At 54.8% G+C, this 25,963-nt stretch carries 17 protein-coding genes and 1 tRNA gene; 12 read left to right on the top strand and 6 right to left on the bottom strand.

The features are described 5' to 3' along the window. The first annotated feature begins 152 nt into the window (after nt 1-152). The 3 genes from KF752_06960 to KF752_06950 all read left to right on the top strand — a co-directional run bounded on the left by KF752_06960 (nt 153) and on the right by KF752_06950 (nt 6,102). Nucleotides 153-1,670: an AAA family ATPase gene (locus KF752_06960; GenBank protein MBX3421281.1), complete on the top strand. Its 1,518-nt coding sequence runs from the start codon at nt 153-155 to the stop codon at nt 1,668-1,670. Between the two features lie 113 nt (nt 1,671-1,783). Beyond that, on the top strand, nt 1,784-5,089 hold the full coding sequence (locus tag KF752_06955; GenBank protein ID MBX3421280.1) for a protein kinase: 3,306 nt from the start codon (nt 1,784-1,786) through the stop codon (nt 5,087-5,089). 89 nt (nt 5,090-5,178) lie between these two features. Beyond that, nucleotides 5,179-6,102 carry a DUF4105 domain-containing protein gene (locus tag KF752_06950; protein ID MBX3421279.1) on the top strand — a complete coding sequence of 308 codons (924 nt, stop codon included), beginning with the start codon at nt 5,179-5,181 and terminating at the stop codon, nt 6,100-6,102. Here the strand turns inward: KF752_06950 and KF752_06945 are convergent. The 3 genes from KF752_06945 to gnd form a co-directional block, all read right to left on the bottom strand. Beyond that, nucleotides 6,092-7,156 carry an extracellular solute-binding protein gene (locus tag KF752_06945; GenBank protein MBX3421278.1) on the bottom strand — a complete coding sequence of 355 codons (1,065 nt, stop codon included), beginning with the start codon at nt 7,154-7,156 and terminating at the stop codon, nt 6,092-6,094. The two genes, KF752_06950 and KF752_06945, sit on opposite strands and share 11 nt — an antisense overlap. Nucleotides 7,157-7,225: 69 nt before the next feature. Then, nucleotides 7,226-8,680: a glucose-6-phosphate dehydrogenase gene (gene zwf, locus KF752_06940; GenBank protein ID MBX3421277.1), complete on the bottom strand. Its 1,455-nt coding sequence runs from the start codon at nt 8,678-8,680 to the stop codon at nt 7,226-7,228. A 133-nt stretch (nt 8,681-8,813) separates the two neighbouring features. Further along, nucleotides 8,814-10,292, bottom strand: a complete 1,479-nt coding sequence (gene gnd / locus KF752_06935; protein MBX3421276.1) for a decarboxylating NADP(+)-dependent phosphogluconate dehydrogenase — start codon at nt 10,290-10,292, stop codon at nt 8,814-8,816. 246 nt (nt 10,293-10,538) lie between these two features. On the opposite strand from gnd, the gene KF752_06930 reads away from it, so the two are divergent. The 3 genes from KF752_06930 (at nt 10,539) to KF752_06920 (ending at nt 12,865) form a co-directional block, all read left to right on the top strand. Beyond that, a tRNA-Cys gene (locus KF752_06930) sits at nt 10,539-10,611 on the top strand. A gap of 351 nt (nt 10,612-10,962) precedes the next feature. After that, on the top strand, nt 10,963-12,426 hold the full coding sequence (gene rho / locus KF752_06925) for a transcription termination factor Rho (GenBank protein MBX3421275.1): 1,464 nt from the start codon (nt 10,963-10,965) through the stop codon (nt 12,424-12,426). A gap of 4 nt (nt 12,427-12,430) precedes the next feature. Then, nucleotides 12,431-12,865, top strand: coding sequence for a 6,7-dimethyl-8-ribityllumazine synthase (locus KF752_06920; protein MBX3421274.1), 435 nt, complete (start codon nt 12,431-12,433; stop codon nt 12,863-12,865). 268 nt (nt 12,866-13,133) lie between these two features. Here the strand turns inward: KF752_06920 and KF752_06915 are convergent, their stop codons facing one another. Beyond that, entirely contained in the window at nt 13,134-13,289 is a 156-nt protein-coding gene (locus KF752_06915; GenBank protein MBX3421273.1) for a hypothetical protein, read from the bottom strand. Nucleotides 13,290-13,539: 250 nt separating this feature from the next. On the opposite strand from KF752_06915, the gene nusB reads away from it, so the two are divergent. The 3 genes from nusB to KF752_06900 are packed head-to-tail and all read left to right on the top strand — an operon-like array spanning nt 13,540 to nt 18,650. Beyond that, entirely contained in the window at nt 13,540-14,055 is a 516-nt protein-coding gene (nusB, locus tag KF752_06910) for a transcription antitermination factor NusB (protein ID MBX3421272.1), read from the top strand. Nucleotides 14,056-14,088: 33 nt separating this feature from the next. After that, on the top strand, nt 14,089-17,223 hold the full coding sequence (locus KF752_06905) for a PSD1 domain-containing protein (GenBank protein MBX3421271.1): 3,135 nt from the start codon (nt 14,089-14,091) through the stop codon (nt 17,221-17,223). Between the two features lie 5 nt (nt 17,224-17,228). After that, entirely contained in the window at nt 17,229-18,650 is a 1,422-nt protein-coding gene (locus tag KF752_06900; protein MBX3421270.1) for a DUF1501 domain-containing protein, read from the top strand. Between the two features lie 146 nt (nt 18,651-18,796). On the opposite strand, the gene KF752_06895 is transcribed toward KF752_06900, so the two are convergent. Beyond that, entirely contained in the window at nt 18,797-19,333 is a 537-nt protein-coding gene (locus KF752_06895; GenBank protein ID MBX3421269.1) for a MogA/MoaB family molybdenum cofactor biosynthesis protein, read from the bottom strand. A 390-nt stretch (nt 19,334-19,723) separates the two neighbouring features. On the opposite strand from KF752_06895, the gene KF752_06890 reads away from it, so the two are divergent. Next, a complete protein-coding gene (locus KF752_06890; protein MBX3421268.1) occupies nt 19,724-21,238 on the top strand; it encodes a sialate O-acetylesterase in 1,515 nt (504 codons plus the stop codon). A gap of 217 nt (nt 21,239-21,455) precedes the next feature. Next, entirely contained in the window at nt 21,456-23,369 is a 1,914-nt protein-coding gene (locus KF752_06885) for a sigma-70 family RNA polymerase sigma factor (protein ID MBX3421267.1), read from the top strand. 22 nt (nt 23,370-23,391) lie between these two features. Here the strand turns inward: KF752_06885 and KF752_06880 are convergent, their stop codons facing one another. Next, entirely contained in the window at nt 23,392-25,134 is a 1,743-nt protein-coding gene (locus KF752_06880) for a DUF4332 domain-containing protein (protein MBX3421266.1), read from the bottom strand. A 337-nt stretch (nt 25,135-25,471) separates the two neighbouring features. Between KF752_06880 and rimI the strand changes: the two genes are divergently transcribed. Next, nucleotides 25,472-25,948 carry a ribosomal protein S18-alanine N-acetyltransferase gene (rimI, locus tag KF752_06875; protein MBX3421265.1) on the top strand — a complete coding sequence of 159 codons (477 nt, stop codon included), beginning with the start codon at nt 25,472-25,474 and terminating at the stop codon, nt 25,946-25,948. Nucleotides 25,949-25,963 lie beyond the last annotated feature (15 nt).

The following is a 25,963-nucleotide window of genomic DNA, read 5'->3' as shown; positions in this document are numbered from 1 at the left end:
ACAGTTGGGAGTGTAGTCAGTGACTTCGCGTATTCCATAACGCACAGTTTGACGGTTAATATTCCGACGGCAGGTTGAGAAGCTAGCTGAATCTTTGATAGTTAGCTCGGTAGCGCTGCGCGTGGCAAAGTTCCCAGGGGCCGACTATACCCATGACTTTTCATAACACGCTCCAGCTCTCGCCAGAGGCCACAAATTTCTTGACTGCGGCAAACAACTTGCCGGAAGTGCTTCACGAAGATCACTTTTGGCCCGCTGAACCGACGTCTCTAGAAGATTGTGGGCTCAGCAGCACCATGGTGGAATCCATTCTCTGCCAGATACTGATGGGAATTGGCACGCAGAGCGGACGGAAGCTTGCGGAACAGATTGGCTTGCCATTCGGAATTATTGATGCGCAGTTAGCCCACATGCGCACCCGCCAAATAGTCGCCCATGCTCGGTCAGCTCCATTGAGCGACTACTATTACGCGCTGACCGAATTGGGGCAGAAAAGAACACTCCAGCATCAGCAGGTTTTCAAATACGCCGGCGTGGCTCCAGTGCCGTTATCGGAGTATCTACTAAGCGTTGATGCACAAGCCAATCAATTTGAACCCATTCAGCGTAATCGACTAACCGAGGCGTTGCAGCACATTTCCTTTGAGTCGAGTTGGCTGGATTTTTTGGGTCCAGCCGTCAATAGCAATGGAGGCATCTTCTTGTATGGACCACCCGGTAACGGCAAGACGACGCTGGCCAAGTGCTTGACGCTGCTGCGCGGCGAAAGCATTTGGATACCTCATGCGATCGTTGACGACGGAATGATCATCAAACTATTTGATGCTGCCTTTCATCGTCCTCTGCAGGATGCCAGCCACAGCCCGATAGTACAGTTGCAAAACCACGATCGCCGTTGGGTGCGCATTCAGCGTCCAACGGTCATCGTAGGCGGTGAATTGACCCTGGATAGCTTGGAGATTCGCCATGATTCACGCAGCAATACCTGCGAAGCCCCATTGCAACTGAAGAGCAATTGCGGCAGTCTGCTGATCGATGACTTCGGACGCCAAAGGGTGGCTCCAGCAGAGTTGCTCAATCGGTGGATCATCCCGCTTGAGAATAAGATGGATTTCTTAACATTGCCCACCGGCAAGAAGATTGCCGTTCCATTTGAACAGATCGTTCTCTTTTCCACCAATCTTCAACCCCATGATTTAGTGGACGAAGCCTTCCTGCGACGTGTGCCCTTCAAAATTGAGATTCGAGACCCAGGCGAACTGGAATTCATGAAATTGTTTCGCGCTGCCTGTGAATCGATGGGATTCCCTTGGCGACCTGATGTCGTTCAACAATTAATTCTGGGGTTCTTCAAGGCCAATCGCGTGCCATTGCGGCGATGTTATCCACGCGACCTCCTCAATCAAGTAAGAGCCTTGTGCACCTATCGCAATGAACCATTGGATCTGCGCATCGACTATCTGAAGCACGCCTGCCGCAATTACTTTGGCAATTCGATCAATCTCAGTAGGTCCGCTTCAGCTCAGGCTGGCAATCAGCCTCAAGCCGCGCCGGCACAGGCAGATCTTGTCAACCTGGAATCCACTCGAACACTCCAGACGCCCGGCCCAACTCCGGCGACTTACGAGGCTACGATTCCCACGTCAGAGATTAGACCTTCGCTGACCTAGAGCCTATTGATGCCGGCCGACGCTCAATAGCCCTGAGCCTCAGCCGCCCTCCCGAATTTCCCTAGTCCCTGTATCAGTTGCTGTTGAGACTTTATCTAGCTGATTGACGAATCATGAATAAATCATCCTTTACGACCCCTGCGGGATCGGAGCCAATCCCAGGATATTTTTTACGTAAGCGTCTGGGTGCGGGGGGGTATGGCGAGGTCTGGTTGGCCGATGCGCCTGGCGGATTACAAAAAGCCGTCAAATTGATCTACGGCAATGTAGACGAATCACGAGCAGCAAACGAGTTAAAGAGCTTGGAGCGGGTGCGACGGGTGCATCATCCTTTTTTGCTTTCGCTGGAGCGAATCGAAATTGTTCGCGGCAAGGTCATCATTGTGACCGAATTGGCAGAATGTAGTCTACAAGATCGCTTTGAGCAGTTCCGTCGCCAGGGTGTGGCTGGCATTCCACGAACCGAACTGCTGGATTTTATGCGCGACACCGCTGACGCCTTGGACTTTTTGGCTCAGAAGCATTCGCTACAACATCTGGACATCAAACCCGGCAATCTGCTGATCATTGCTGATCGAATCAAAGTTGCCGACTTTGGGCTAGTCAAAGACCTGCACGGCAACTGTCAGTCATTGGTGGCCGGACTGACACCCGCCTACTCGGCTCCGGAAGTCTTCGATGGTCGCCCCGATTTTCGTAGCGATCAGTATTCGTTAGCCGTCGTCTACATGGAGTTGCTGACTGGGAATTTGCCATTCAAGGGTCAGACGCCGGGTGAACTGGCCAGGCAACATCTCAACCTGTCACCGGAATTAGACCCCTTGCCGCCAGCCGATCGCATGATTGTACAGCGAGCATTGTCCAAAAATCCACTCGACCGCTACCCGACCTGTCGGCAGTTTGTCGAACAGTTGATGAAGGTTCGCAACGCTGTCTTGCCAATCCAGTCGAAGGTCGAAGCGACGGAATCGCATCACTTTGAGCATACTCAAAGTACAGTCACCATTGCCCAGGCAAGTATTCATGCCGGGAGTCAAAAAGCGGCCTTTCATCCGGCGTTGTCCAGCGAAGAATTCGCTTGCCAATCCAGTAGCGTTCCCGCCATGTTCATTGGTATCGGGGGCATGGGGCTGCTGGCGCTGAAGGAGTTACGCGGCGATCTGATACAAAATGTCGACGATCCTTACACTTGTGAAGATCATGAGTGGCTAGGTATTGATACAACATCCGAAGCATTGATAGACGTTACCAGCGGCCAAGACCTGCAAGCCATTCCCTTGAACTGTGTGGTCGAATTACCAATTCAATCGCCACAAGCCTATCGTAAACTTTCCACCGAACAATTCGCTCCATTATCGCGACGCTGGTTGTACAACATCCCCAGATCACGCAAGACTGACGGTGTACGTCCGATTGCTACCTTGAGTTTGATAGCCAACTATCCGGCTTTATGCAAGATCGTTGAGCAAAAAATTGTTCGACTCATCGAGTTCCATAAGAATAGTGCGGCTAGCGCTTCGCCGCTGCACGTTTACGTGATCGCTTCACTGCACGGGGGAACTGGATCGGCACTACTGTGCGAATTGGGATTCATTGTTCGACGTTGCTTTATTAAGCACGGCTATACAAACTACCGTTTGTGTGCAGTTGCCAGCGCTGCAACCACATCCAACAGTCAAGCTGTCAATTTGGCATCCGGCAACGCTCTAGCAACATTGTCTGAACTTGCCTACTTGATGGACCCTCAGCAAGAGACTCCCAGTCTCGACTATCGCACAGGTTTCGCGCTGTCTAGCGCTCGACCCTTTGATTGGGTGACATTGATCGATGGAGGCATGTACGAAGATCGGGAAGCTATCCATCTAACCACGCGACAAATGGCGCGACATATTTCGCTCGATTGCCAATCGTTGTCGTCCGCCGCGTTAGCCGAGTCGCGTCGCAGTCTAGCCAATGAACCGATGGGCTGGCTGCGCACGGCTGATGCGTCAACCGTCCGTCCTGTTCAAGCGATTACGCCAGAATTGCTTGCTGGTTGGTGCAGCTGGCAGGCACTGAACACAGCCCTGGGATTCTTTGATATCTGTCGCCCGCCCGAAACTTCGAATTCGAATAACACGCCTGCGTATCAATTCGATCCAACTTCACCTACCTACAGGTCGCTGACCGATGAGGCTCGTGACGAGTTTACGCAGCGAGTGCTTCAAGAACTGGGGCTCTACCAACAGACGGAACAGATTTTCAATGACAGCGAGTCGATTGGAAAATGGGCTCGTCGGTTAAGTCATGATCCACAGGTCCAAGAAATTCAATTGTCCAATGACCTGCAGACTTGGCAGAAAACCGTGATCCAACTCACCGAGGCAAAATTCTACAACTGGAACCAACTGGAACGCATTCAGTTGCGAGTCATTGAGGCGATTCAAGATTACTCGGAACGAAATTCACCGCAGTTAGTTGAACAATTTGCCGCCTTCTCGCAGTTACTGGGGGATGCTGACCAGTTGCTGAGCAGTATTCGTGACTACCTTGACGAATACTGTATGAACTGCATCCGTTTTTTCGAACATACGAAGGCGGCTGCCGAACAGTTGGCCAAACAGCTCGAAATGTGGAGAGTATCCGCACTCAACAACGAGGCTCTGCAACTCAGTATTGCTGGCTTAACATCTCTACCATCGCCAATCCAAATTTTGCATCTACGGGTTGTGGATGAATTAACGCAGCATTTGCATCAGCGACTACTGACTTGCATCGAACAAGCACCCCTACAACTGAATTCTGTTGAAGCGACTGAGGCCCCAGACCAATCAGCATCCACAGACAAAGAAGACATCCGTGACTACGGTCATCTGTTGCGATTGGCGTTTGAAGGAGTCTGCCAGGGGTGTCGCGAACTTGGCATTGCGCAAGATGACTTTCTCAACAGCCGCTATGCACTCTCCGTTATCAAGTTTGCAGACATTCAGCAGCATCTGCCACCGCTTGCATATGTCGGCAGCCAAGCCTACCGACTGCTCATCACCTCTGAAGGTCAGCGAGGTCCCATAGATACAGAACTTCGATCTGCCGGAATTCGTGAACACACGACGTTGCTGCCGGGAGCAACCTGTTTGGGGACGCAACTGGTCTGTGACATCACCCGTCTAAACATCGCCCAATTGATAGCAACACTGTGGCGTCCTAGTGGAGCCACCTTGAACCTGGCGGAAAGGTTGCATACGCGAGTGGACATCGACTGGCCACCAGTCAGCCAACTGCTGGTCAATACAGACGGTGGCCGAGGAGACCATGTGTACAGCTCGGAGGACCAGGCAGCGGGGGCCAGCGATTCGCTGCTGAATGACGAGCAGGGTAGAACGCTTTTCAGCCCTGTAGTTCCTGTGGAGCCCACCGCACAGGCCCCCGCTGTGAACTAACGAACTGATCTTTAGACGACTGCGGTCGTCAACTATGATAGAGGGCGTGGGCCATAGCTAGATTTGGAATGGAGTCCTAAGCGGTATTTATGCCTGCCAGTCGTATCCTTACGTTCAGCGCCTTCATGGTGTGCGGCTGCAGCCAATTCTCAAGCCCAGCGCCCAAGGCAACATCCGACGCCGGCCCACGTCGACCGCTGCCGACGATCCTCGCGTCAACACGCCAAAGCAATCCGCCATCGCACGATCGCCCATGGCGTCCTAATTTAGCGGTTTTGCCCTACGCGCAGATATACAGTAATCGCGTCGATTTATTGAATGTTCGCGACTGCTACTATCGTTCAGAGACCGACTATGATGTGCGGCACGCGGATCGCACAATCTGGCTAAACGATCTGCGGACACTGGATTTTATCGTTATCCCTTTCCCCGAGTCGCCGGCACTTGCGCATACCATGCTCAGTTTTGGCATGGCCGACGGCCAATATCTGGTGTTCTCTGTCGAAGCGCGATTGGAACAGCACGAGTCGTACAGCCCTCTCGACGGTGCCAGGCAGAAATACGAACTGATGTGGGTCGTGGGCACTGAGCGCGATTTAATTGGCCTGCGCACCGAGATCCGCCGCAACGATGTCTATTTGTATCGTACGACAGCCAATCCTGAACAGGTTCGCAGTGTATTCTTGGCATCCATCGCTCGCGTGAATGAGATTGCCAGACAGCCCGAATACTACGACACCCTACGCAACAATTGCACGACCAACATTGTCGAGATGGTCAATCGACTTCGACCAGGAACGATCTCAGAAGATATCCGTGTACTCTTGCCAGGTCATTCCGACCGAATGCTCTATGATCAAGGCTTGCTGGCAGTGCATGGGCCGTTCGAGCAAATCAAGCGGGCCAGCCGAATCAACTTGGAGGCCAGCCTTCACTACGGTTCAGCCGAATTTTCGCAAGCTATCCGTGGTCTGATCCAGCCTCCACAGACTGGCCCGACATCTACCTTTTGAAAATCTGTTGTAGGCGCTGCGACGATTCTGGCCACCTGCTGGCGGCAGATTCAAAGTTGGCTGCCATCCAGCGGATCAACAATCGCTGTCCATCCCGAGAGAATTGTGCCCTGGACAATTGGCTGTGGCCTGGCCGAATCGGAAACTGACCACTGGCCCCCATCGCTAATCGGCCTTCTGTATCTTCTGACACCAAGTAATTGGCCAACTTGACTGCCGCCACGGGATGTGGTCCCCCCGCAACTACCGCCACAGTATTGGGAATCCGCAAGGTTCCCAATTGATGTGGCAGTTGGTCCGGATAGACGATATTCACTGGTAGTCCGGCGTCGATCTCCAGCAGCGCGTCGTCCGTGTCCGTCAATCCCCAAGCCAACTTGCCGGCAGCAACTTGCAAAGCCACTTGCTTGTTACCTGACAAGACAACTGCATTGTCAGCCACCTGCTGAAAGAACTGCTCGGCGCGTTCGACACCAAGTTGATCGTATAAAACCGTAAAGTGAGTGGCGGTGGTACCGAACAGCGGTAACGCCACGCCACACTTTCCAGACCATTTTGCATCCCCTAGCTCCAGCACCGAATTGGGCCACTGCGCAACGTCGGCTAGTACTTGGCGATTGACGATCAAGACCCGCGCTCGTGCAGCGACACCGACCCAATGGCCAGACCGACTGCGCATTTCGGCAGGCCAGTCGTGTGGAATTTCCCAGTCGATCGGCTGTAGCAATCCTTTGCTTTCAAGAGACAAAGTATGCATAATCTCATTATTCCAAAACACATCACACTGCGGTCGCTGTGCTTCAGCTACGATGCGGTTGGCTAAGCCCACCGTCTTAGTCGATTCAATGTCAAACTGCCTGACAATCTCAATGCCCTCCGCGCGGCGCTCGAAGGCGTCCAGTATGGGTTGTGCATATTCGCGATCGGCTGCGCTATACAGCACGACGGCGTTTTCAGGCTGTGGGACGCAGCCCAGGCAGTTGGCGACGGCCAGCCACGCACTCAGCGTCGAAAACCGCAGACGGCGGTTGATACTTCGGAAGAACGAATTCATGAAGCTGTCACTTGCCATAACCATAGAACCGACATTGGCGTGCCACCGATTGGGCCGCTACGAACGCAATTAGTGAATAACCGGACAGACATCAAACCAGCTTCTACCGTCCTTGGATAGCCATTGGGCAGATTCGTCTGGGCCCCAACTCTCCAGCGGATAGATGTTCAGATCGGGGGCAGCCGGGCTGCGCCAAGCCGCCAGAATCGGGTCGATAATCTGCCAAGACATTTCAACTTCATCGCTGCGCGCAAACAAGCTGGCGTCACCCAGCAGCGCATCCTGCAGCAACCTTTGATAAGCATCTGGCACCGACTGACCGGCAGCATCGTCAAAGCGAAAATCCAGCTGGCTAGTGCGCAGCCTCATGCCTTGATCAGGGACCTTCGATTGAAAGTGCATCTGTATTCCTTCGGCCGGTTGCACCTGGATCACCAATCGGTTTGCTTGAGGTGTCGACTCACGTCCACCACTGAACACCAAATGTGGTGGCTCCTTGAATTCGATCACGATCTGCGTGGTGCGGCAGCTCATCCCCTTGCCACTACGCAAGTAGAACGGCACGCCCTTCCAACGCCAATTGTCGATAAACAATCGCAAAGCCGCAAACGTCTCTGTGGAGCTGCCTGAGGCCACCCCATCTTCTTCAGCGTAACCTGCATACTGTCCGCGAATCCCACCTTGTGCGAAATCGCTGCCGTGAAAGGGTCGAACCGCCCGAAGTACTTTCACCTTTTCGTCGCGCACACAGCTAGCGTTGTATTTTACTGGTGCCTCCATGCCAACCACCATCATCAACTGGAACAGGTGATTCTGGAACATATCACGCAGCACGCCGGATTTCTCGTAATAGGCAGCCCGCCGACCGATAATGACCTCTTCGGCAACGGTGATTTGGACGTGATCGATATAGTTGCGGTTCCACAGGGGCTCGAAGATCGAATTACCAAAACGGAGCACCATGATGTTCTGCACGGTCTCTTTACCCAAATAGTGGTCGATCCGATACACCTGGTCCTCACGGAATGATCGGTGGATGACTTGGTTCAGCTCACGAGCCGACTCCAGGTCGGTGCCGAAAGGCTTTTCCACCACCAGTCGGCGAGCCCCTTCAGAATCATCGGCCAGCCCGGCCTCGCCTAATTGTGTCGCGGCCAGAGGATACAGTTGCGGCATGGTGGCCACATAGTAGATGCGATCGGAGCGCTGGCCTCCTTCCAATTCGTTCAAACGCTTGGCCAGCTTCGAGAAATCCGCAGCTTGTTGTATGTCCAACGCACAGTAGTGTACGGCTTGGGAGAACTCGCTCCATGCTTGGGCGTCGAAACCATTGCCAACGAACCGTGCCGTGGATTCAGCCAATTGTTGTCGCCAGGCTTGATCATGGAATTCGCTGCGTGCCGCCCCCACGATGCGCGTTTGCACTGGCAACCTTCCACGGCGAAATAATTCGTACAACGCCGGAATCAGCTTGCGACTGGTTAGATCGCCTGATGCGCCAAAAATTACGATCGTATGGGCCATGTTAACGTCCTTTTGAATTTACGAGGTGCAGTCAACGCCAACGATTGATTTTGCAGGAGCATGCAGGCTAAAGCCTAGTTCCGGGCGCTGCCGAATTTAGAAAAGGCTGTGCTGCCAATCCAGCGGGCGCAAGTCAGTTGGGCTGTCGCCGCAGTTCCAGCCACTGGCTATGAAAGGTTCCCTGGCGATCGACGCGCTGGTAGGTATGTGCTCCAAAGTAGTCGCGCTGGGCTTGCAACAAATTAGCGGGCAAACGACTGCGACGATAACTATCGTAGTATCCCAGGGCCGCCGAAAAGGCTGGGGTCGGCACTCCCAGGTGAGTCGCCGCGATCAAGACTGAGCGCCACGCAGCCTGACTATCGTGAATGATTTTTTGGAAATATGGATACAGCAATAGGTTTTCTAAATCAGGCTGAGTATCAAAGGCTTCCTTGATTCGATCGAGAAACTGCGCGCGAATGATGCAGCCACCGCGCCACAGCAATGCACAATCGCCGTAATTCAGCCCCCAATCATGCTCTTTGCTGGCCGCCTGCAATTGAACGAAGCCTTGAGCATAGCTGCATATCTTCGATGCATACAAGGCTTGGCGTACGGCTTCAACAAACCGCGGGCGGTCCCCAACCAACTCCTGCACCGCGCGACCGCACTGCGGATTATCGTTGGGACCAGGCCCGACAAGCGACTGGCTGGCGCGAACCCGGGCATCTTTTTGAGCCGACAAACCGCGGGCATATACCGCCGTCGTCACCAAAGTACTTGGCACCCCAAGATCCAGGGCCAATTGACTCATCCACTTGCCCGTGCCCTTAGCTCCGGCCTTGTCTAATATCTTGTCCACCAGATAGCCATCGGCTCCCGGCTGGTCATCGCGAACGCTAAAGATATCCCGCGTGATCTCGATCAGGTAGCTCTGTAACTCGCCACTATTCCACTCGGAGAACACGTCATACAACTGGTCGTTATTCAGTCCAGCGACTTCCTGCAAGATATGGTAGGCTTCGCAGATCAATTGCATGTCGCCATATTCAATGCCATTGTGGACCATTTTGACATAGTGACCGGCACCGCGCGGGCCAACCCATTCGCAGCAAGGAATGTCACCACGCGGACCAACCTTGGCGGAGATAGCCTGAAAAATCGGTTTGATTAACGGCCATGCAGCCGGTGAACCACCGGGCATCAAACTGGGCCCTTTCAGCGCACCCTCCTCACCACCGGATACGCCGGTTCCGATATACAGTAAGCCGTGGCTCTCGACATGCGCCGTTCGACGCTCGGTGTGCGTGTAGTACTCATTGCCACCGTCGATGATGACGTCACCTGGCTCAAGGTGCGGCAACAACTGCTCGATTAGCTCGTCCACCGCCTGGCCAGCTTTGACCAGCATCATGACCAATCGAGGACGTTTCAGAGAACGGACAAATTCGGCGATGCTGTGGCAGCCGATAAACTTCTTGCCCTTAGCGCGACCGCTGACCAATTGATCTACCTTGTCCGTAGTCCGATTGTAGACCGCAATCGTGTACCCCCGGCTCTCTACGTTCAGCGCCAGGTTCTCACCCATGACCGCCAAACCAATTAATCCAAAATCGGCAGTTCCGCTCATCGCCATTCCTTGCAGTGTAGGTTAATGATCAAATCCGCACGCGAAAACACGTCGGCAACGCAGCGGAGTATTCGATATCCGCGTACCACGCAGCAGCCGGGCCAAGCCAGCATTTCCGCAAACCCTCAGGCTGACTCAGTTTAGGCAATACAGCGCCGTTGGAAACTAGGCATCGGCATTAGGTGGCTTACCCTTGACGTCAAAGTTTGAGCATTGTAGAAATTGGAGTTCGTTGGCAACAGCGTGGGCGTCGTAGCCAAGTGGCTAAGGCAGCGGATTGCAAATCCGTTATTCGTGGGTTCGACTCCCACCGACGCCTTTTCTACCTCTTTCAGTTCACCGATTTGCCAGTTTTGTCCTTCTAACTACGGGCTTCTGGGCTATACTAGTGGCTAACTGCTCATCGATTTTCGGCCAGTAGCCCTGCTTCTACTGCCACATGGTGACTCATCTCGTCGTCAAATTGCCTGGGCAGTCCTTGTCCCATCTCCCTCCCCAACAGTTTGTATCGAGTTTACTCGCTGCCCAGAACCCATTTGGCCAACGGCCTTTTCTGATGACCGGCCCAGTTACGCTGGCAATCACTGATCTGCTATCAGATTGCCCAAGATTGACGGCTGCCATCGACCGTTGGCTGTGTGCTGCGTAGCGCAGTAGGAGCAAACCAGACATGACAGGTCATCGACCTTCGCGGGCGCGTGGCGAGCGTCCAGTGAACGACGACTTACCCGTTTCGCGATCCTTGCCTCCTGAGGCTCAGCAGCGCGTTCGCGAATTGGATGCCGAACGTGATCCGCTCTCGTTAGCCGAACAAATCTCCCATGAATTGCAGGCCGAGCAGCCGGGTAGCTCGACTCCCCTACCCACAATAGCGCGGGCTCCGACATTCGCTGAGCTACAAAAGCTCAGTGACGATCAACTCAAGCAGACGGCTGTTGCTGAACATGTCGCCAGCGAAGGACTAAGCCGCAGCGAACTGATCTTTCAGCTACTTAAGTCGCGGCTGAAAAACAACGGTTTGATGTTCGGCGAGGGAACGCTGGAGGTCTTGTCCGGAGGTTATGGTTTCCTTCGCAATGCCAGCAATCACTACCTGTCCAGCCCTGAAGACATTTATGTTTCGCCGAGCCAAGTACGTCGATTTGGCTTGCAAACCGGCTCGCAGGTCGCCGGCCAGATTCGTCCGCCCAAATCGACGGAACGCTACTTCGCGTTGCTGCGAGTCGAGGCGGTTAATCTGCAACAACCCGAGCAAGCCGCCCGCACCAAGCCGTTTGAAGAGCTGACTCCCTTGCATCCCAATCAGCGGATCATCATGGAAACGCAACCGGACATTGTAGAGACCCGCGTTGTGGATTTGGTTGCGCCCATCGGTTTTGGCCAGCGAGGCTTGATTGTCAGCCCACCGCGGGCCGGCAAAACACTGCTGATGCAAAAGTTGGCGCGCGCGGTTCTGAAGAATTACCCCCAAGCCTACGTGATTATGCTGTTGGTCGACGAACGGCCCGAAGAGGTCACTGACATGCTGCGCGAGGTGCGCGGCAAGAACTGTGAAGTCATCAGCAGCACGTTCGACGAATCGGCTGCACGGCATACGCAGGTTGCCTACATCGCTTTGGAAAAAGCCAAACGCATGGTGGAACATGGTACGGATGTGATCATTTTCTTGGACAGCATTACCCGATTTGCTCGAGCTTGGAACAGTCACTGTCAACAAAGCGGCAAATTGCTATCAGGCGGACTGGATGCCAATGCTCTGCAACGGCCCAAAGCGTTCTTCGGTTCGGCTCGGAAAGTGGAAGAAGGCGGGTCGCTGACGATCATCGCTACCGCTTTAGTCGACACTGGTAGTCGCATGGACGAGGTGATCTTTGAGGAATTCAAGGGTACCGGCAACCTGGAGATCGTCCTCGACCGTAGCCTGGTCGATCAACGCATTTGGCCCGCGATCGACATCAACGCCAGCGGCACACGTCGCGATGAAATTCTGATGCAGGCTGACGAGCACCAGCGGGTTACCGCTGTCCGACGACTGCTATCCGAGATGAACCCCTCAGACGCTATGAAATCACTGGTTGATCGCCTGGCTAAGACCAAGTCGAACGCTGAATTCTTGATGAATGTAAGGACGTAACACAATGACCATTGCCCAGGGCATGATTGGAGTCGCCGTCTCCACGTACAACGCCAACATCACCAGCCGCTTGCAACAAGGCGCGCTGGAGACCTTGCTAGCCGCCGACATCGGACTACCACGAGTTCTGGTGGTCGAAGTGCCCGGTGCATGGGAGTTACCGTTGGCCGCGAAGCGACTCGCCCAGCGTTCCGATATTCTAGCCGTCATCGCCTTGGGGGCCGTCATTCGCGGCGAAACGACTCACGATCAATATATCAACAGCTCGGTCAGCAGCGCGCTGATGCAACTCATGATGCAAACCGGCAAGCCCATCGGCTTCGGGCTGCTCACCTGCAACTCGCTCGAACAAGCCCTGCACCGCGCCGGCGGCAATGTCGGCAACAAAGGCCAGGAGACTGCCGAAGCCGTACTCGCCATGCTCAAGCTTGTGGTCTAGTGCAACCTCTGGCCTGATTACAGCATCGCGGCACCGGCGGGCGATAGCGTTTTGACTCCAGACTAGCGCATAGCACGATTCGGAGTCTTGCAGGCGGCCGCTTGGCAGTTCCTAGCATCCAATCTTGTGGCCTTGGCGGCTCTCCATCAGCACGGCTCTCCATCAGCCAAATCGCCGCCGCTGAAAACAGTCCGAGGTCCAGTTGCTGCGTGCTGCACTTCGCTCGCAATAACGGATGCATGTTACCGTGAGCTAACTGCGCGACCATTCACTGTTGATACTTGGAACGACATTTGGCTACGTTGATCAGTTCGATTTCTTTACTGGACTGCCAGATACCTCGACCGAATAATTCTTCGATGCGATGCAGCTCAACAACGGCTGCTCGTTTGTAAGCCTGGAGTGGCTCAAGCGGCTGAAGCATGCGTCGAACGCACCTAAAGACCATCTCGGCTTGGAAAATCTACGATAAGCATCGACGGTTCGCATGCCAAGGTCCATCAATCGACTTTTCAGTGCGGGTTCAGCGGCAGGTAGAAGTACGATGCATGTTGAAATGACGACCAGTTCGCACTGGACGAATTATCAAATGTGGCTAATATGCTAGGGTTGCCTGGGCGCAGCGGTTTGCGCCCGATGTTGCTGAAAACCTCCAGTGGCTCGCATCCCTGACCATGACAACCCGCCGTCGCGCTCGTGAGGTCGTTCTACAGTTGCTGTACCAAGCCGACCTCAATCCTGAACATCAAGTGGAATCTGCCGATCAGTTCTTGGCGGCGCGGTTACGTTACAATGTGCCGTTGGTTGAGTTCGCTCGCCAATTGTACTCAAGCATAACTGGCCACCGCAAACAAGTTGACGCAGCGCTGTCGCAGCGGTCAGCCAATTGGTCACTGCGGCGCATGTCGGCAATTGACCGTAATGTGCTGCGTGTTGCCACTGGCGAGCTGCTGTTTGTTGGCACACCTGGACCTGTGGTCATCAACGAAGCGATCGAATTGGCCAAGCGCTATGGCGATCGCAATTCGGGCGGTTTTGTCAATGGCATTCTGGATCGACTGTATCGAGATCAGTTGCAAAATCCGTCAAACGCCGATTCTCAAGTGGCCCAAGCCAACGATCTGACATCGGCGCAGTCAGATTCCCGGACAACCGCTGCGATGGTGATTGAAGCCACCGCGAGGGCTTAGTCCGTCAGCGGCCGACCAGCAGTGGAGGTGTCGATGTATGCGATCCAACTTTACTCGATACAAGCCCTCGAGTTCCGCTGCTTGGCAATTCTGATCGTCGTGCTCAATGTCGTGCTAGGTGGTCTGGAGCTGCCGACGGCCTGCGGCGAAGAGATTTCGTACAGCCGCGATATTCGACCGCTGCTGTCGGATAAATGCTTTCGCTGCCACGGCCCCGACGATTCGGCTCGCCAAGGTGATTTGCGTCTGGATGATATGCAGCTGGCAGTCGCCGCTGAAGCCATTGTTCCCGGTGATGAAGCGGCCAGTTCGCTCGTCCAGCGAATCACGACGCAAGACGCGGAATTAAGAATGCCTCCGCCCGGAAGTGGTAAACAGCTCTCCGCAGCCGAGATTGCCACACTTCAGCAGTGGATTGCCAGCGGTGCCAAGTTCGATGAGCACTGGGCGTTTGTTCCTCCGCAGCGTCCGGATGTACCTGCGATCGCTCAGCGGGCCACAATCCACAATCCGATCGACAACTTCATCGCTTCGTCGGCAGCAGCCAAGGGCTTGTTGCTTAGCGCGCCAGCCGATCGTTCGACACTAATTCGCCGGCTCTTCTTGGACCTCGTCGGCTTACCGCCGTCGCCAACCGAGTTGTCTCGCTGGAACTCGGCGGTCGGCAATGATTGGTCGCGGCAATTAGTCGAAGAACTGTTGCGTTCACCGCATTTTGGCGAGCGCTGGGCCCGATGGTGGCTGGATGCGGCGCGCTACAGCGACAGCGACGGCTACGAAAAAGACAAGCCCCGTGAAGTCTGGTTCTATCGCGACTGGGTCATTGCCGCCATGAACGAGGATATGCCCTACGACCAGTTCATCATTCGGCAGATTGCTGGAGACTTGCTACCACAGGCGACTCAGGCCGACCGCGTCGCCACCGGGTTTTTAAGGAATTCGATGGTCAACGAAGAGGGTGGAGCGGACCCCGAACAGTTTCGCGTCGAAGGACTGTTTGATCGCCTGGACGCCATCGGCAAGGCGATTTTAGGCATTACAACCCAGTGTGCTCAGTGCCATACGCACAAGTATGATCCGCTTACGCAACTGGAATACTACCAGATGCTGGCCGCGCTGAATGACGATCACGAGGCAATCATCTCGGTCTACACTCCGCAGCAGCAAGAACAGCGCAAGGCCGTGTTGGAGCAAATCGCTGCTATCGAGCGGGATGTGCAAAACCAACGTTCTGGTTGGCGAGACTCGCTGGCTCAGTGGCATCAGCAGCTGTCCAAGGACCGGCCGCAGTGGCAGACGTTAGTGCCCACGGAATTGCCCTGGGAGGGACAGAAGTTTCGAGCGCTCGAGGATGGTTCGATCATCAGCGAGAGTTATGCGCCGACTCGCAATGACATTTCATTCCCATGCCAGTTATTACCGGGCACCTACACAGCAGTCAGGCTTGATCTATTAACGCATCCACAACTGCCACATGGCGGTCCAGGACGTTCGATCTACGGGACTGGCGCGCTAACGCAGTTTGATGTTAAATTGGCAGACGACGCGACCGGTAAGAAGACAGCGTTGAAATTTCGCCGTGCCGTTGCTGACGTCAATCCTCCCCGGACGCCATTGCCAACTGTCTATCGCGAGCGCGACCCCAGCACAGATCAACGCGTGACCGGCGGTATCGAAATGGCCGTGGACAACGATGGGTTGACGGCCTGGTCGACCGACGTCGGTCCGAGGCGCAGCAATCAGGATCGGCATGCCATATTCGAGTTCGAAACACCGCTGGTGATCACGCAACCGACCACGATCTGGTTGCGGATGTTACAGAATCATGGTGGCTGGAACTCGGACGACAATCAGAATTACTTGATGGGCCGCTATCGCTTTTCGATCACCCAGCATCCTCAACCTGCCGAGCGGGTAGTGTCCAGTGAACTCGAACCGCTGCTGGCACGGGACTTTAACCAGTTGAACCAAACTGAAGTTGAACGTCTATTTTCGTTTTGGCTTACTGCGGAATCCGAACTGGACTTGATCAACCAGCAGATTGAAGCTTTGTGGCAGCAGCATCCACGACCGGCGAGTCAGTTGGCCGTGATCCAGCGCGACAAGCCGCGCGAGACTTATGTCATGCTGCGCGGCGATTTTCTCAAACGTGGTCCGCGCGCCGAACCGGGGGTGCCAGAGTTTCTGAATCCCGCCGTCCAGTCGGATCAACCGCCGCGTCTACGATTCGCCCAGTGGCTAGTAGACCGCCAGTCGCCCACCACGGCGCGAGTCGTCGTGAATCGAATTTGGCAAACCTACTTTGGTCGAGGCCTTGTGGCGACACCGGAAGATTTTGGCCGACAGTCTCCCGCACCGACTCATCCACAGTTGTTGGACTGGCTAGCGGTCGAGTTAATGGACAACGGCTGGAGCCTGAGACATATACACCGACTGATCGTCAATTCAGCCACGTATCAGCGATCGTCGGCTACCACTGCTGAACAGTTAGAGCTTGATCCACAGAACCAGTGGCTGGCGCGCGGGCCGCGATTTCGATTAGAGGCAGAGATAGTGCGCGACGTGGCACTGTCGGTCAGCGGATTGTTGAACGACACATTGGGCGGCCCGAGCGTCTATCCACCTGCGCCGGCCTTTCTGTTTGTTCCCCCAGCCAGTTATGGGCCGAAGGTATGGAACGAATCGCCGCCAGACCAACAGTATCGGCGCAGTCTGTATGTACACAGTTTCCGCAGCGTGCCTTATCCTCCGCTGCAAGTCTTTGATTCCCCCAAAGGTGACGGTGCTTGCATCCGCCGTGAGCGCAGCAACACTCCGTTGCAAGCTCTGGTGCTACTGAATGAGCCCCAATTCGTCGAGTGTGCGCGTGGGCTGGCGCTGAGAATTTTGCGAGAGGCTAGCGATGACAGTGACGAGAGTCGCATTCGTTTTGCACATCAATTGGTTACCGGCCGCATGCCGAAGACTGCCGAAATCGCGGTCGTCGCGCAAGTGCTTGAACAACAGCGTCAGCGTATGGCGGCCAGTCAAATCGATGTGGCTGCGCTGGTCGGCACGGACCAAAAACTGACTCGGCAGTTGACAGGCTTTTCCCCAGAGGAGATTCTGCCGTGGATTGTGGTGGCGCGTGTGCTGTTGAACTTGGACGAGACGATTACCAAAGGATAACCGCCATGCAAAAACCAGAAATCGAGACTGCCAACAACGTGGCGCGGCGCTGGTTCCTCCAGCAATGTGGAATTGGCTTGGGAGCAGTAGCCTTGTCTACGCTAATCGCCCAAGACGACTTGGTAGCCGCTGACGCGCGCGATCCGCTGGCACCGCGAGCGCCACATTTCCCAGGCCGCGCCAAGAATGTGATTCTGCTGTTCATGGGCGGTGGCCCTAGCCAATTGGAGTTGTTCGACTACAAACCCACGCTGGAAAAACTGGATGGAACCCTGCCGCCGGCCGATTTGTTGCAGGGATACCGAGCCGCCTTCATCAACCCTAATTCAACTTTGCTTGGACCCAAATTCCAATTCGCCAAACATGGTCATAGCGGAGCGGAGATTTCTGAACTACTGCCGCACACGGCGGCCATGGTTGACGACCTATGCATCATTCGCTCGATGACAACCGACGCCTTCAATCACGCGCCGGCGCAGTTGATGATGAGCACTGGAACGCAACAGTTTGGACGTCCCAGTATGGGTGCCTGGGTCACCTACGCGCTGGGCAGTCCGTCGCGCGATCTACCCGCCTACGTGGTCATGAACAGCGGACAAAAGGGGCCCAGCGCCGGCAGCGGCAATTGGCATAGCGGCTTTTTGCCGACACTCCATTCGGGAGTCGAATTCCGTTCTGGTAGCGATCCCGTGCTGTATCTGAGTAATCCGGCGGGCGTCGATCGACAAATGCAACGCCAAACGTTGGATGCTCTGGAAGCGCTGAATCGCGGCCGACTGGAGGAGCTTGGCGATCCAGAAATTGCCACCCGCGTGGCCTCCTACGAGATGGCGTATCGCATGCAGGAAAGTGCACCCGCCGTCATGAACTTGGCCAATGAACCCGATAGCGTTCTGGAGTCTTATGGTATTCAGCGCGGCGAGTCGTCGTTTGCCAGTAACTGCCTGCTGGCACGGCGGTTGGTCCAGCAAGGTGTGCGATTTGTACAGCTGTTTCACGAATCATGGGATCAACATGGCGGGCTGAAATCGGATTTGAAGAAAAACTGTAAGAATACCGATCAAGCCTGCGCGGCACTGGTGGCCGATCTCAAGCGACACGGTCTGCTGGAAGAGACACTGGTGATTTGGGGCGGTGAATTCGGCCGGACCCCGATGGTGCAGGGCGGCAACGATGGACGCGATCATCATCCCAATTCGTTCACGATGTGGCTGGCCGGCGGTGGTGTCAAACCTGGCATGGTCTATGGAGCTACCGATGAATTGGGATTTAATGTGGCCGAGAGCCCTGTTCATGTGCATGACCTGCACGCTACCATTTTGCACCTGCTGGGGCTGGACCACAAACAATTGACCTTCCGCTTCCAAGGTCGCGATTACCGATTAACCGACATTCACGGCAATGTCGTGCAGGACATTCTGGCGTAGGCAAAAGCAGCTACGCTCGTCAGCGCCTAGAGCCTGTAGATTGCGTGAAGTGGCTCTTAACCGCCAAACGCGCCGACCAGATAGGTGTTCGTACAACCACTTCAGGAGTGTTACACACGCCCTACTTTGTGCATGCTGTACGTGCCCTACGGGTTGCGCGCATGGAAGACGAGATGCGGCAACTCGGGTACCAGCAGTTTTTCGAGAGCCAAGCGAACTGCGGCTGTTGAACCTGGCAGGCAAAAAATGATTTGATTGCCCATTCGGCCTGCAAATGCCCGGCTGAGCATGGCTGCGGCACCGATTTCTTGATAGCTCAACCAGCGAAACAATTCTCCGAAGCCCGGTATGTGAGCCTCCAATAGCGGCTCAACCGCTTCCGGTGTGCGATCGCGCGGAGAAAGCCCCGTGCCTCCCGTTAGCAAGACCGCATCTACCAGAGTATTCTGCCGCAACGCCTGAATCGCAGCTACAATCTGATCCGGTTCGTCTTTGACGATTTGCCTGACTGCAATCGTGTGTCCAGCAGCGCTCAAACTATCCACCAGCAACTGTCCGCTACGATCGGTTTCGATAGTGCGCGTATCGCTGACCGTGATCACAGCCAGTCCTAAACGTTCGGGCGCGCAATCGCGGTGTTGTTGAGTACTGCTGGAGCATTGAGGCGCTGATGATGCCGACATCGACTCTCTTTCGAATTTACGGGATTCTTGCTGTGAGGTGCTGTGGATTCGTTGGCGTTACCTGATAGGCGAGTATTATAGCCGCCGGGCAGACGGTTCCTACGGGCAGAGTACATTTCCTGAGCAGGTGCCACTGGCCGCCTGCATCAACCCAGCCAGATACGATTTGTCCAGCTGGACTGCGGCGAAAAACTCGCAGTTGAGCCATAGATCGCTTCACGGCCCACTCTATGTGCATTCTGCGGACCACCCAAGTACAACTTGCTTTCGCCCGATGTTTCCGGTCGCATGTGGTATAATCATGCTCCGCGTTTAGTTACGCGTCACGCGCCTCAGGCCTTTCCTGGCTTGAAGTCCAAAACAACTACACTTGTTACGGGAAAAACTATGATGAAATTGCCTCACCTATACCAATTTGTTGTATTGATTGCGACGCTGGCTGGCGGATCGGCGCTGGCTGAAGTGCGCGTGCCAAATGTGTTTAGCGATCACATGGTCTTGCAGCAACAGCAACCCAATAAAGTCTGGGGGCGAGCCGCTGCGGGTGAGCGAGTAACGGTGTCTATCGCCGAGCAAAGCCACGTCACAACCGCTGCTGCCGATGGCAATTGGCATGTCGTACTGACGTCGTTGCCGGCCGGTGGACCTCATGAGCTGACAATTACTGGCACGAACGTAATTAAGCTGTCTGATGTGCTGGTGGGTGAAGTATGGATTTGCTCTGGTCAGTCCAACATGCAGTGGAATGTGCAACTGTCCAATGATGCCGACCTGGAGAGACTAGCCGCCAAATATCCAGGTGTACGGATGATTAATTTTCCACAAATTGGCTCTCAGGAACCAATTTGGGAACATGAAAAATCGAAGTGGCAGGTGTGCTCGCCCGACACCGTAGCATCGTTCTCGGCGGTGGGCTACTTTTTTGCTCGCCAGCTTCATCAAACTCTGGATGTGCCCATTGGCATGATCAACAACGCTTGGGGCGGTTCGGCTTGCGAAGCCTGGATCAGCCGTCCTGTCCTGGAAGGCGCAGGCGATTATGCGAATTTGCTTGCAGCCTGGGATGCCGAAGCCGCTACGGCATCAGAACTGGCCAAACAGGGTGATTCGCTCTCTACGGACGACCAAAAGAAGTTGAAGACATTGGAAGGTCGCTTGCGTGGCAACCATCGTCCGGCCAATATCTACAACGGCGTTCTCAAGAGCCACTTGGGCTACGGGATTCGCGGCGCAATATGGTATCAAGGCGAATCCAATGCAGGCCGTGCCTATCAATATCGCGACTTGTTCCCCTTGATGATATCCAGTTGGCGACAAGAGTGGGCTCAAGGAGATTTTCCGTTTTATTGGGTACAATTAGCCGACTTCCAAGCCGAAGTTTCGGAACCTGGCAATAGTGCTTGGGCGGAGCTGCGTGAAGCTCAAACGATGACACTGGATCGACTACCCAAGACCGGACAAGCCGTAATTATCGATATCGGCGAAGGACGCGACATTCACCCGCGCAACAAAGTAGACGTTGGCCGCCGGTTGGCCCGACTGGCGCTGGCCAATGACTACGGTGTTGCCATAGCGGCCAAGAGCCCACGTTATCAGTCGATGGAGCGGCAAGGCAATAAGATTGTGCTGACCTTTCAAGACTTGGACCACGGTTGGCGGCCGTTTGATGTCGTTCAGCCGGTGGGATTTGCCATTGCCGGTGAAGACCAGAAATTCGTATGGGCCGATGCTAAAGTCTTGCCCGACAATCGCATTGAAGTCTCCAGTCCGGCGGTCGCCAATCCGCAATCGGTCCGTTACGCCTGGGCCGACAATCCCAAGTGCAACATGTATGACGGGGCAGGACTACCGCTGACTCCCTTCCGTACCGACGATTGGCCAGGTGTCACCGCTGAAAACAAGTAATCACTGAGCTCGTTTGGCCGCGCGGGCAACTCCCCGCGCGGTTGCTCGGCCTGCGCTGAACCGGCCGCTTGAGAGTCGAACCTTCGCCGTGAACGAACGATTGGGGGACATTGTTCGATCACGGTTACCTACGAACTCATGGCAATCCCCAAGAATTGTCAGTAGTTTTTAAGAATTCGCGCCCGGCGGGCGGCAGTGGGTGCACTAAAATGGCGTCATGCAGCCAACTCGCCCAAACACTACTGTGCTAAATCAGCCGTCGCCGCTGCCGGATACTTCTGCAGAGGACATTCCGGCCAAGCAACTGCGTTTTTTGTTAGAACCCGAGCAGCAGGCACGCATCGAAACCGATGCCGAGCTATTGGCTAGGTTCTTGTATGCCAGCGACCGCAGCGCAATGGAGAAATTGGTTATCCGCTATTCGCCACTGGTAGCCAGTATTTGCAGGTTGAACCTGTGTAATCCCTCGGATGCAGAAGACGCCTTTCAAGCCACGTTTTTAATTCTAATGCGTTCGGCGAACAAGATTCGCCACAAGAATAGCTTGGCTGCCTGGTTACACGGCGTGGCATATCGAACGGCCAGCCGCCTCAGAAGCCAACGCCGGCGCAGCGGTGCGCTGAGGAGCGGACAGTCCGACCAGTCTGTCGCAGGTCTGCAACCTGCGATTCATGATGACCCGCTGGTTGAGCTAGCGCGGTCGATGGAGCTGGAAATGCTGAACTCGGAACTGACCAAGTTGCCCGGCAAATTGCAGGCACCGTTGGTTGAGCACTACTTGCTGGGCTACAGCGTTGCCGAGATCGCCTTTCGAATGGACTTGAGCATTTCAGCGGTCGAGGGTCGTTTGCGGCGCGGACGCCGCCTATTGCGGACGCGTCTGGCTAGCCGCGGCGTCAGTCTGTCGATTATCATGGCAGCCTCCGGCTGGTTCCAACAACACGTCCATGCGGCCAACACAATTATCTGGACGAACAATTTGCTGCCCCACTGTGGTGCCGGAGGCGCTTCGCCAAGCGATCCGGCCTCTTCCCCAGATGTTTCGGCGCTTATACGAGGAGAATTGTCGATGGCTACATTGCCTCCAAAATTGGCGATCACCGCAGGACTACTGGCGATAGCCGGTTCGCTGGCCGCCTACTCGGTGATTGCAGAGGGGCCGGGAGCTCGGGCTACCGGCGACAGCGCGTTGGTACTGAACAGCCAGGATGCTCAAGAACAAGCGGACTTGGCACCATTTTCACTTGCTGGCGGGCCCTCTCCATCCACCGTAGGGCAGACCACCCCAGTCGCGTCAAAAGATGCGGACGGATCGGATAATCCTTTTGCGGAAGACAGAAAATTGGCTGATTCGCCTTCAGATTCATTCGGTTCTGCGACCAGTACTCCCACCAAACAGTCTGGGGATAAACGCGAAGTATTGCTACCGACGAACGGCTTGCCCAGCGCAACTCTCAGGGAGAGACCCGCGATCTCTTGGCAGCGCCCGTTTGGCGAAACTCCACGTTGGATGGAGTCGGCGACTCGGTCGCGCCAAAAGTTTGAAGCTGCCTATGACAAACTCCAGAGCGATTTACCCAACGAACTCGCATTCAACGGTCAGCCACTAAATCAAGTCATAAAGATTTTGGCCAACGACTATCAATGCCCGATATTCATTGATCTCGCTGAATTGGAAAACGACGGAATTGCGTCCGATGCTCCTATTACACTTGAGCGGCCAGGACCGATCAGCTTGCGAGCGGCGCTCAAGCAGGTTTTGCGGCCACTGAGTCTGACCTACACCGTGCGTGAGTACGGTATTGAAATAACTACACTAGCCAGCGTTGAAAGGGAGCCCGTCCTGAGATACTACGACCTAAGCTTTGTACTGCCCAGCGCAGAGAACGCATCACACGTCGTCCAGACAATATTTAGTTCTATTGACCCTGATCGCTGGATCGCCTCAGGTGGCACTTCAACATTGTCCATGATCAGTTCGGTGATGGTGATTAGCGCTCCACTGACGACTCATGAAAAGATTGAAGAATTTCTAGGCGAGCTAACCGCTATGAATTTGCGCAATACAACGCCAAAGCTTTTCCAAATGCCAGTGGGCGCCGGTATGGGCATGGGTGGTGGGATGTTTTAGGCGGAATGTATTGACCCAGGAATCAACCCGCTACGCTACGGCGGGCGTAGCCCTGAGCCGCCTCGATCCAGCGCTGAATATCCTCTGCCATCGGCTGTTTGGCAGAACGCAGAATGTGCTGTCCGTCCGCAGTCTGACATAGATTGTCAACCTGCGCAGTCAGTTGATCCGCGTTGGCAGTGCAAACTTGCCAAGAAGTGCGGTAACCTAGCGCCACCAACAATTGGGCTCCAGTGCCGGACAGTCCGGGAACTTCGCACGCCAGGCGGGCTTGATCCTGCCAATCGCGGATGAGACTATCGGTGATCCAACGAACCGTCAGACCACTGGCCAATTCCTCGGGGCTTGCGCCAACCAATTGCGCAATGGAATGCACGCCGATATCCGCTAAGCGTTTGGCTGTCTTGGGACCAATCGACGGAGCTTCGATCAATGGGCTACCGTAGTGAACGGTCTGCTTGGCAACGCTACTCTGCCAACCAGTTGGTCTGGCAATCCGCGGCGGAATGGGAGCGCTAGTCGGCTGAGTCGTCTCGCTGAGCGATTCGGGCAGAATGCGCAGACCACCCGTAGGTGCTTCAACCGTCTCGTCAACCCTGCATACTTCGATAGCAGGTGTCTGCCGCGTCTGACTTGGATTGAGTGCTGGGCAGGCAGACATCTCCGCGCTCTGGTTGGTAATTCGGTGAGCATCGGCGTCCGATCCAGTAGCTGAATCGCCAGCCGATTCCGTTTGTTTTGCTTGCGCTTCACGCTGGGCGCGGGCAACAGACAACGAAATGTAGCGTGTGGCTTCCGGCTCATTGCGCGCTAATTGTTGGTTGGCAGTTGCGGATTGAACCGAACCGTCAATCGAATTCTGTTCTTGATGCGCAGCGGCGGCTTTACTAACGACCCCAAGCTCTTCGGGCAGATTGCGAACTACGGTCCCTGTTTTTTGGTACTCATCTAGCAATCGCTGAACTTCGCGGCGCTGACTGGCATTAGATATTTGGCGTGCTACCCAGGCCAGCGGCAGATCGATGGTAGCTAGTAGCGACGTGACGGTCAGCGAGACGTGTGGCAATTGAACTGTCGTTTCATCAGCCAAACGCGATAACACACCGGACCAACCGCCAATGGCCAATGCAAACAGTTCCACTAAGATGTCCTGCACCTGTTCGTCCAACGCGCACTGCGGGTTTTTCGTGTTACTGGGTGGCTTGTACAGTTCCATCAGCCGACCGGCGTGCCGATGCGAAACTGTGGCGGCAGCCAACACGGCCTTACAAATCCACTGCGGATCTTGCGCGAATTCAAAACTGGCAACACACTGCTGTTGCAAGTAACGATCGTAGATCGAATCGTACGCTCGACAGATGCTCCACTCCAGCGGACGATGTACGATCTCTTCACCCCCAAACGACCCGGTATGCAAGGGCATGATCGGGTCCGTGAAGTAATGACTTAGCACGCCGCAAGCATAGGCGGCTTTTTTCCAGCGACAGCCGGCCAAATGATCTTGGGCGATGGCCAGCCACTCTTGGCACTTGCCAGGAGCTCCCCCCCAATTGTTCTGCGATACATGCACGACGTGGTTGGTAAAATCTTTGAAGCTCGTGTCTGGTGCGTTCGCACCTTGCAGATAGTCGTCGTGATACTTGAGCAATAAATTGCCAAGTCGTTGTGCTTGCGGTGACTGTAATTGCCTGAGCGCGTCAATCGCAAAGTAATGATGCGTACTGCGGCAATGTGCGGCGCGAAGTATGGCGAAGATATGCGACATATGCAGCTCCAGCTCGGCAACCACGCTCGATGGCTAGCAATCAAAGGGACCTATTCGACGTCAACGGAAGACGGCAAGTTGGCTATACCACTTTGATCAAATCCAAGGCTAGGTGAAACTTGGCGATAATCGCGCGCAAGTTACATGGCGAATATCTCGTCTTGGCTACCCGCGACGGTTCTGGTAACATCCCACCTGAGAAGGCGGGCGTTCGATTCGCCCACCAGTTTCGATGCGATTCGATCCAGATGTGGATCGGTGCATGCAGGATAAAGCCTAGCGGAGACAAGGAATGCCAACCGCCGAAAGCAATCAAACGTGCGTCCACATTCGTTGGATGATTCGCCGTGACATGCCTACTGTATTGGCCATCGAGGAGGCTAGCTTCGAGTTCGCCTGGAGCGAAGAGGAATTCATTCGCTGCCTTCGCCAACGCAACTGCATTGGTATGGTTGCCGAGTTGAACGAAGAGGTGGTAGGCTTCATGATCTATGAATTGCACAAGAATCGGCTGCATCTGCTGAATTTCGCAGTCAATCCAGCAATGCGTCGTCAGTCGATTGGCTCGGCTATGATGGACAAGCTGGTCAGCAAGCTATCGACCGACCGTCGCTGCCAAATCCTGTTGGAAGTACGCGAAACCAACCTCAACGCACAACTGTTTTTCAAGAATTTCGGTTTTCGTGCTATCTCGGTGTTACGCGACTACTACACCGACACCACCGAAGATGCTTATCTGATGCAATACCGCTTGGCTAACGCCCAAGGCGACGAATTCTACTCCGACGAAGAAGATCGCCGGATGGCTGGTTAAAGCGTGATAGCCGGT

Source organism: Pirellulaceae bacterium (assembly GCA_019636385.1).
GTDB lineage: Bacteria > Planctomycetota > Planctomycetia > Pirellulales > Pirellulaceae > Aureliella.
The sequence above is the reverse complement of the archived record's forward strand: the minus strand, read 5'-3'. Positions and strand labels throughout refer to the sequence as shown.

Coding starts and splice junctions, on each gene's coding strand:
- KF752_06960 (MBX3421281.1), top strand. CDS start 153: ATGACTTTTCATAACACGCTCCAGCTCTCGCCAGAGGCCACAAATTTC.
- KF752_06955 (MBX3421280.1), top strand. CDS start 1,784: ATGAATAAATCATCCTTTACGACCCCTGCGGGATCGGAGCCAATCCCA.
- KF752_06950 (MBX3421279.1), top strand. CDS start 5,179: ATGCCTGCCAGTCGTATCCTTACGTTCAGCGCCTTCATGGTGTGCGGC.
- KF752_06945 (MBX3421278.1), bottom strand. CDS start 7,156: ATGAATTCGTTCTTCCGAAGTATCAACCGCCGTCTGCGGTTTTCGACG.
- zwf (MBX3421277.1), bottom strand. CDS start 8,680: ATGGCCCATACGATCGTAATTTTTGGCGCATCAGGCGATCTAACCAGT.
- gnd (MBX3421276.1), bottom strand. CDS start 10,292: ATGAGCGGAACTGCCGATTTTGGATTAATTGGTTTGGCGGTCATGGGT.
- rho (MBX3421275.1), top strand. CDS start 10,963: ATGACAGGTCATCGACCTTCGCGGGCGCGTGGCGAGCGTCCAGTGAAC.
- KF752_06920 (MBX3421274.1), top strand. CDS start 12,431: ATGACCATTGCCCAGGGCATGATTGGAGTCGCCGTCTCCACGTACAAC.
- KF752_06915 (MBX3421273.1), bottom strand. CDS start 13,289: ATGCTTCAGCCGCTTGAGCCACTCCAGGCTTACAAACGAGCAGCCGTT.
- nusB (MBX3421272.1), top strand. CDS start 13,540: ATGACAACCCGCCGTCGCGCTCGTGAGGTCGTTCTACAGTTGCTGTAC.
- KF752_06905 (MBX3421271.1), top strand. CDS start 14,089: ATGTATGCGATCCAACTTTACTCGATACAAGCCCTCGAGTTCCGCTGC.
- KF752_06900 (MBX3421270.1), top strand. CDS start 17,229: ATGCAAAAACCAGAAATCGAGACTGCCAACAACGTGGCGCGGCGCTGG.
- KF752_06895 (MBX3421269.1), bottom strand. CDS start 19,333: ATGTCGGCATCATCAGCGCCTCAATGCTCCAGCAGTACTCAACAACAC.
- KF752_06890 (MBX3421268.1), top strand. CDS start 19,724: ATGAAATTGCCTCACCTATACCAATTTGTTGTATTGATTGCGACGCTG.
- KF752_06885 (MBX3421267.1), top strand. CDS start 21,456: ATGCAGCCAACTCGCCCAAACACTACTGTGCTAAATCAGCCGTCGCCG.
- KF752_06880 (MBX3421266.1), bottom strand. CDS start 25,134: ATGTCGCATATCTTCGCCATACTTCGCGCCGCACATTGCCGCAGTACG.
- rimI (MBX3421265.1), top strand. CDS start 25,472: ATGATTCGCCGTGACATGCCTACTGTATTGGCCATCGAGGAGGCTAGC.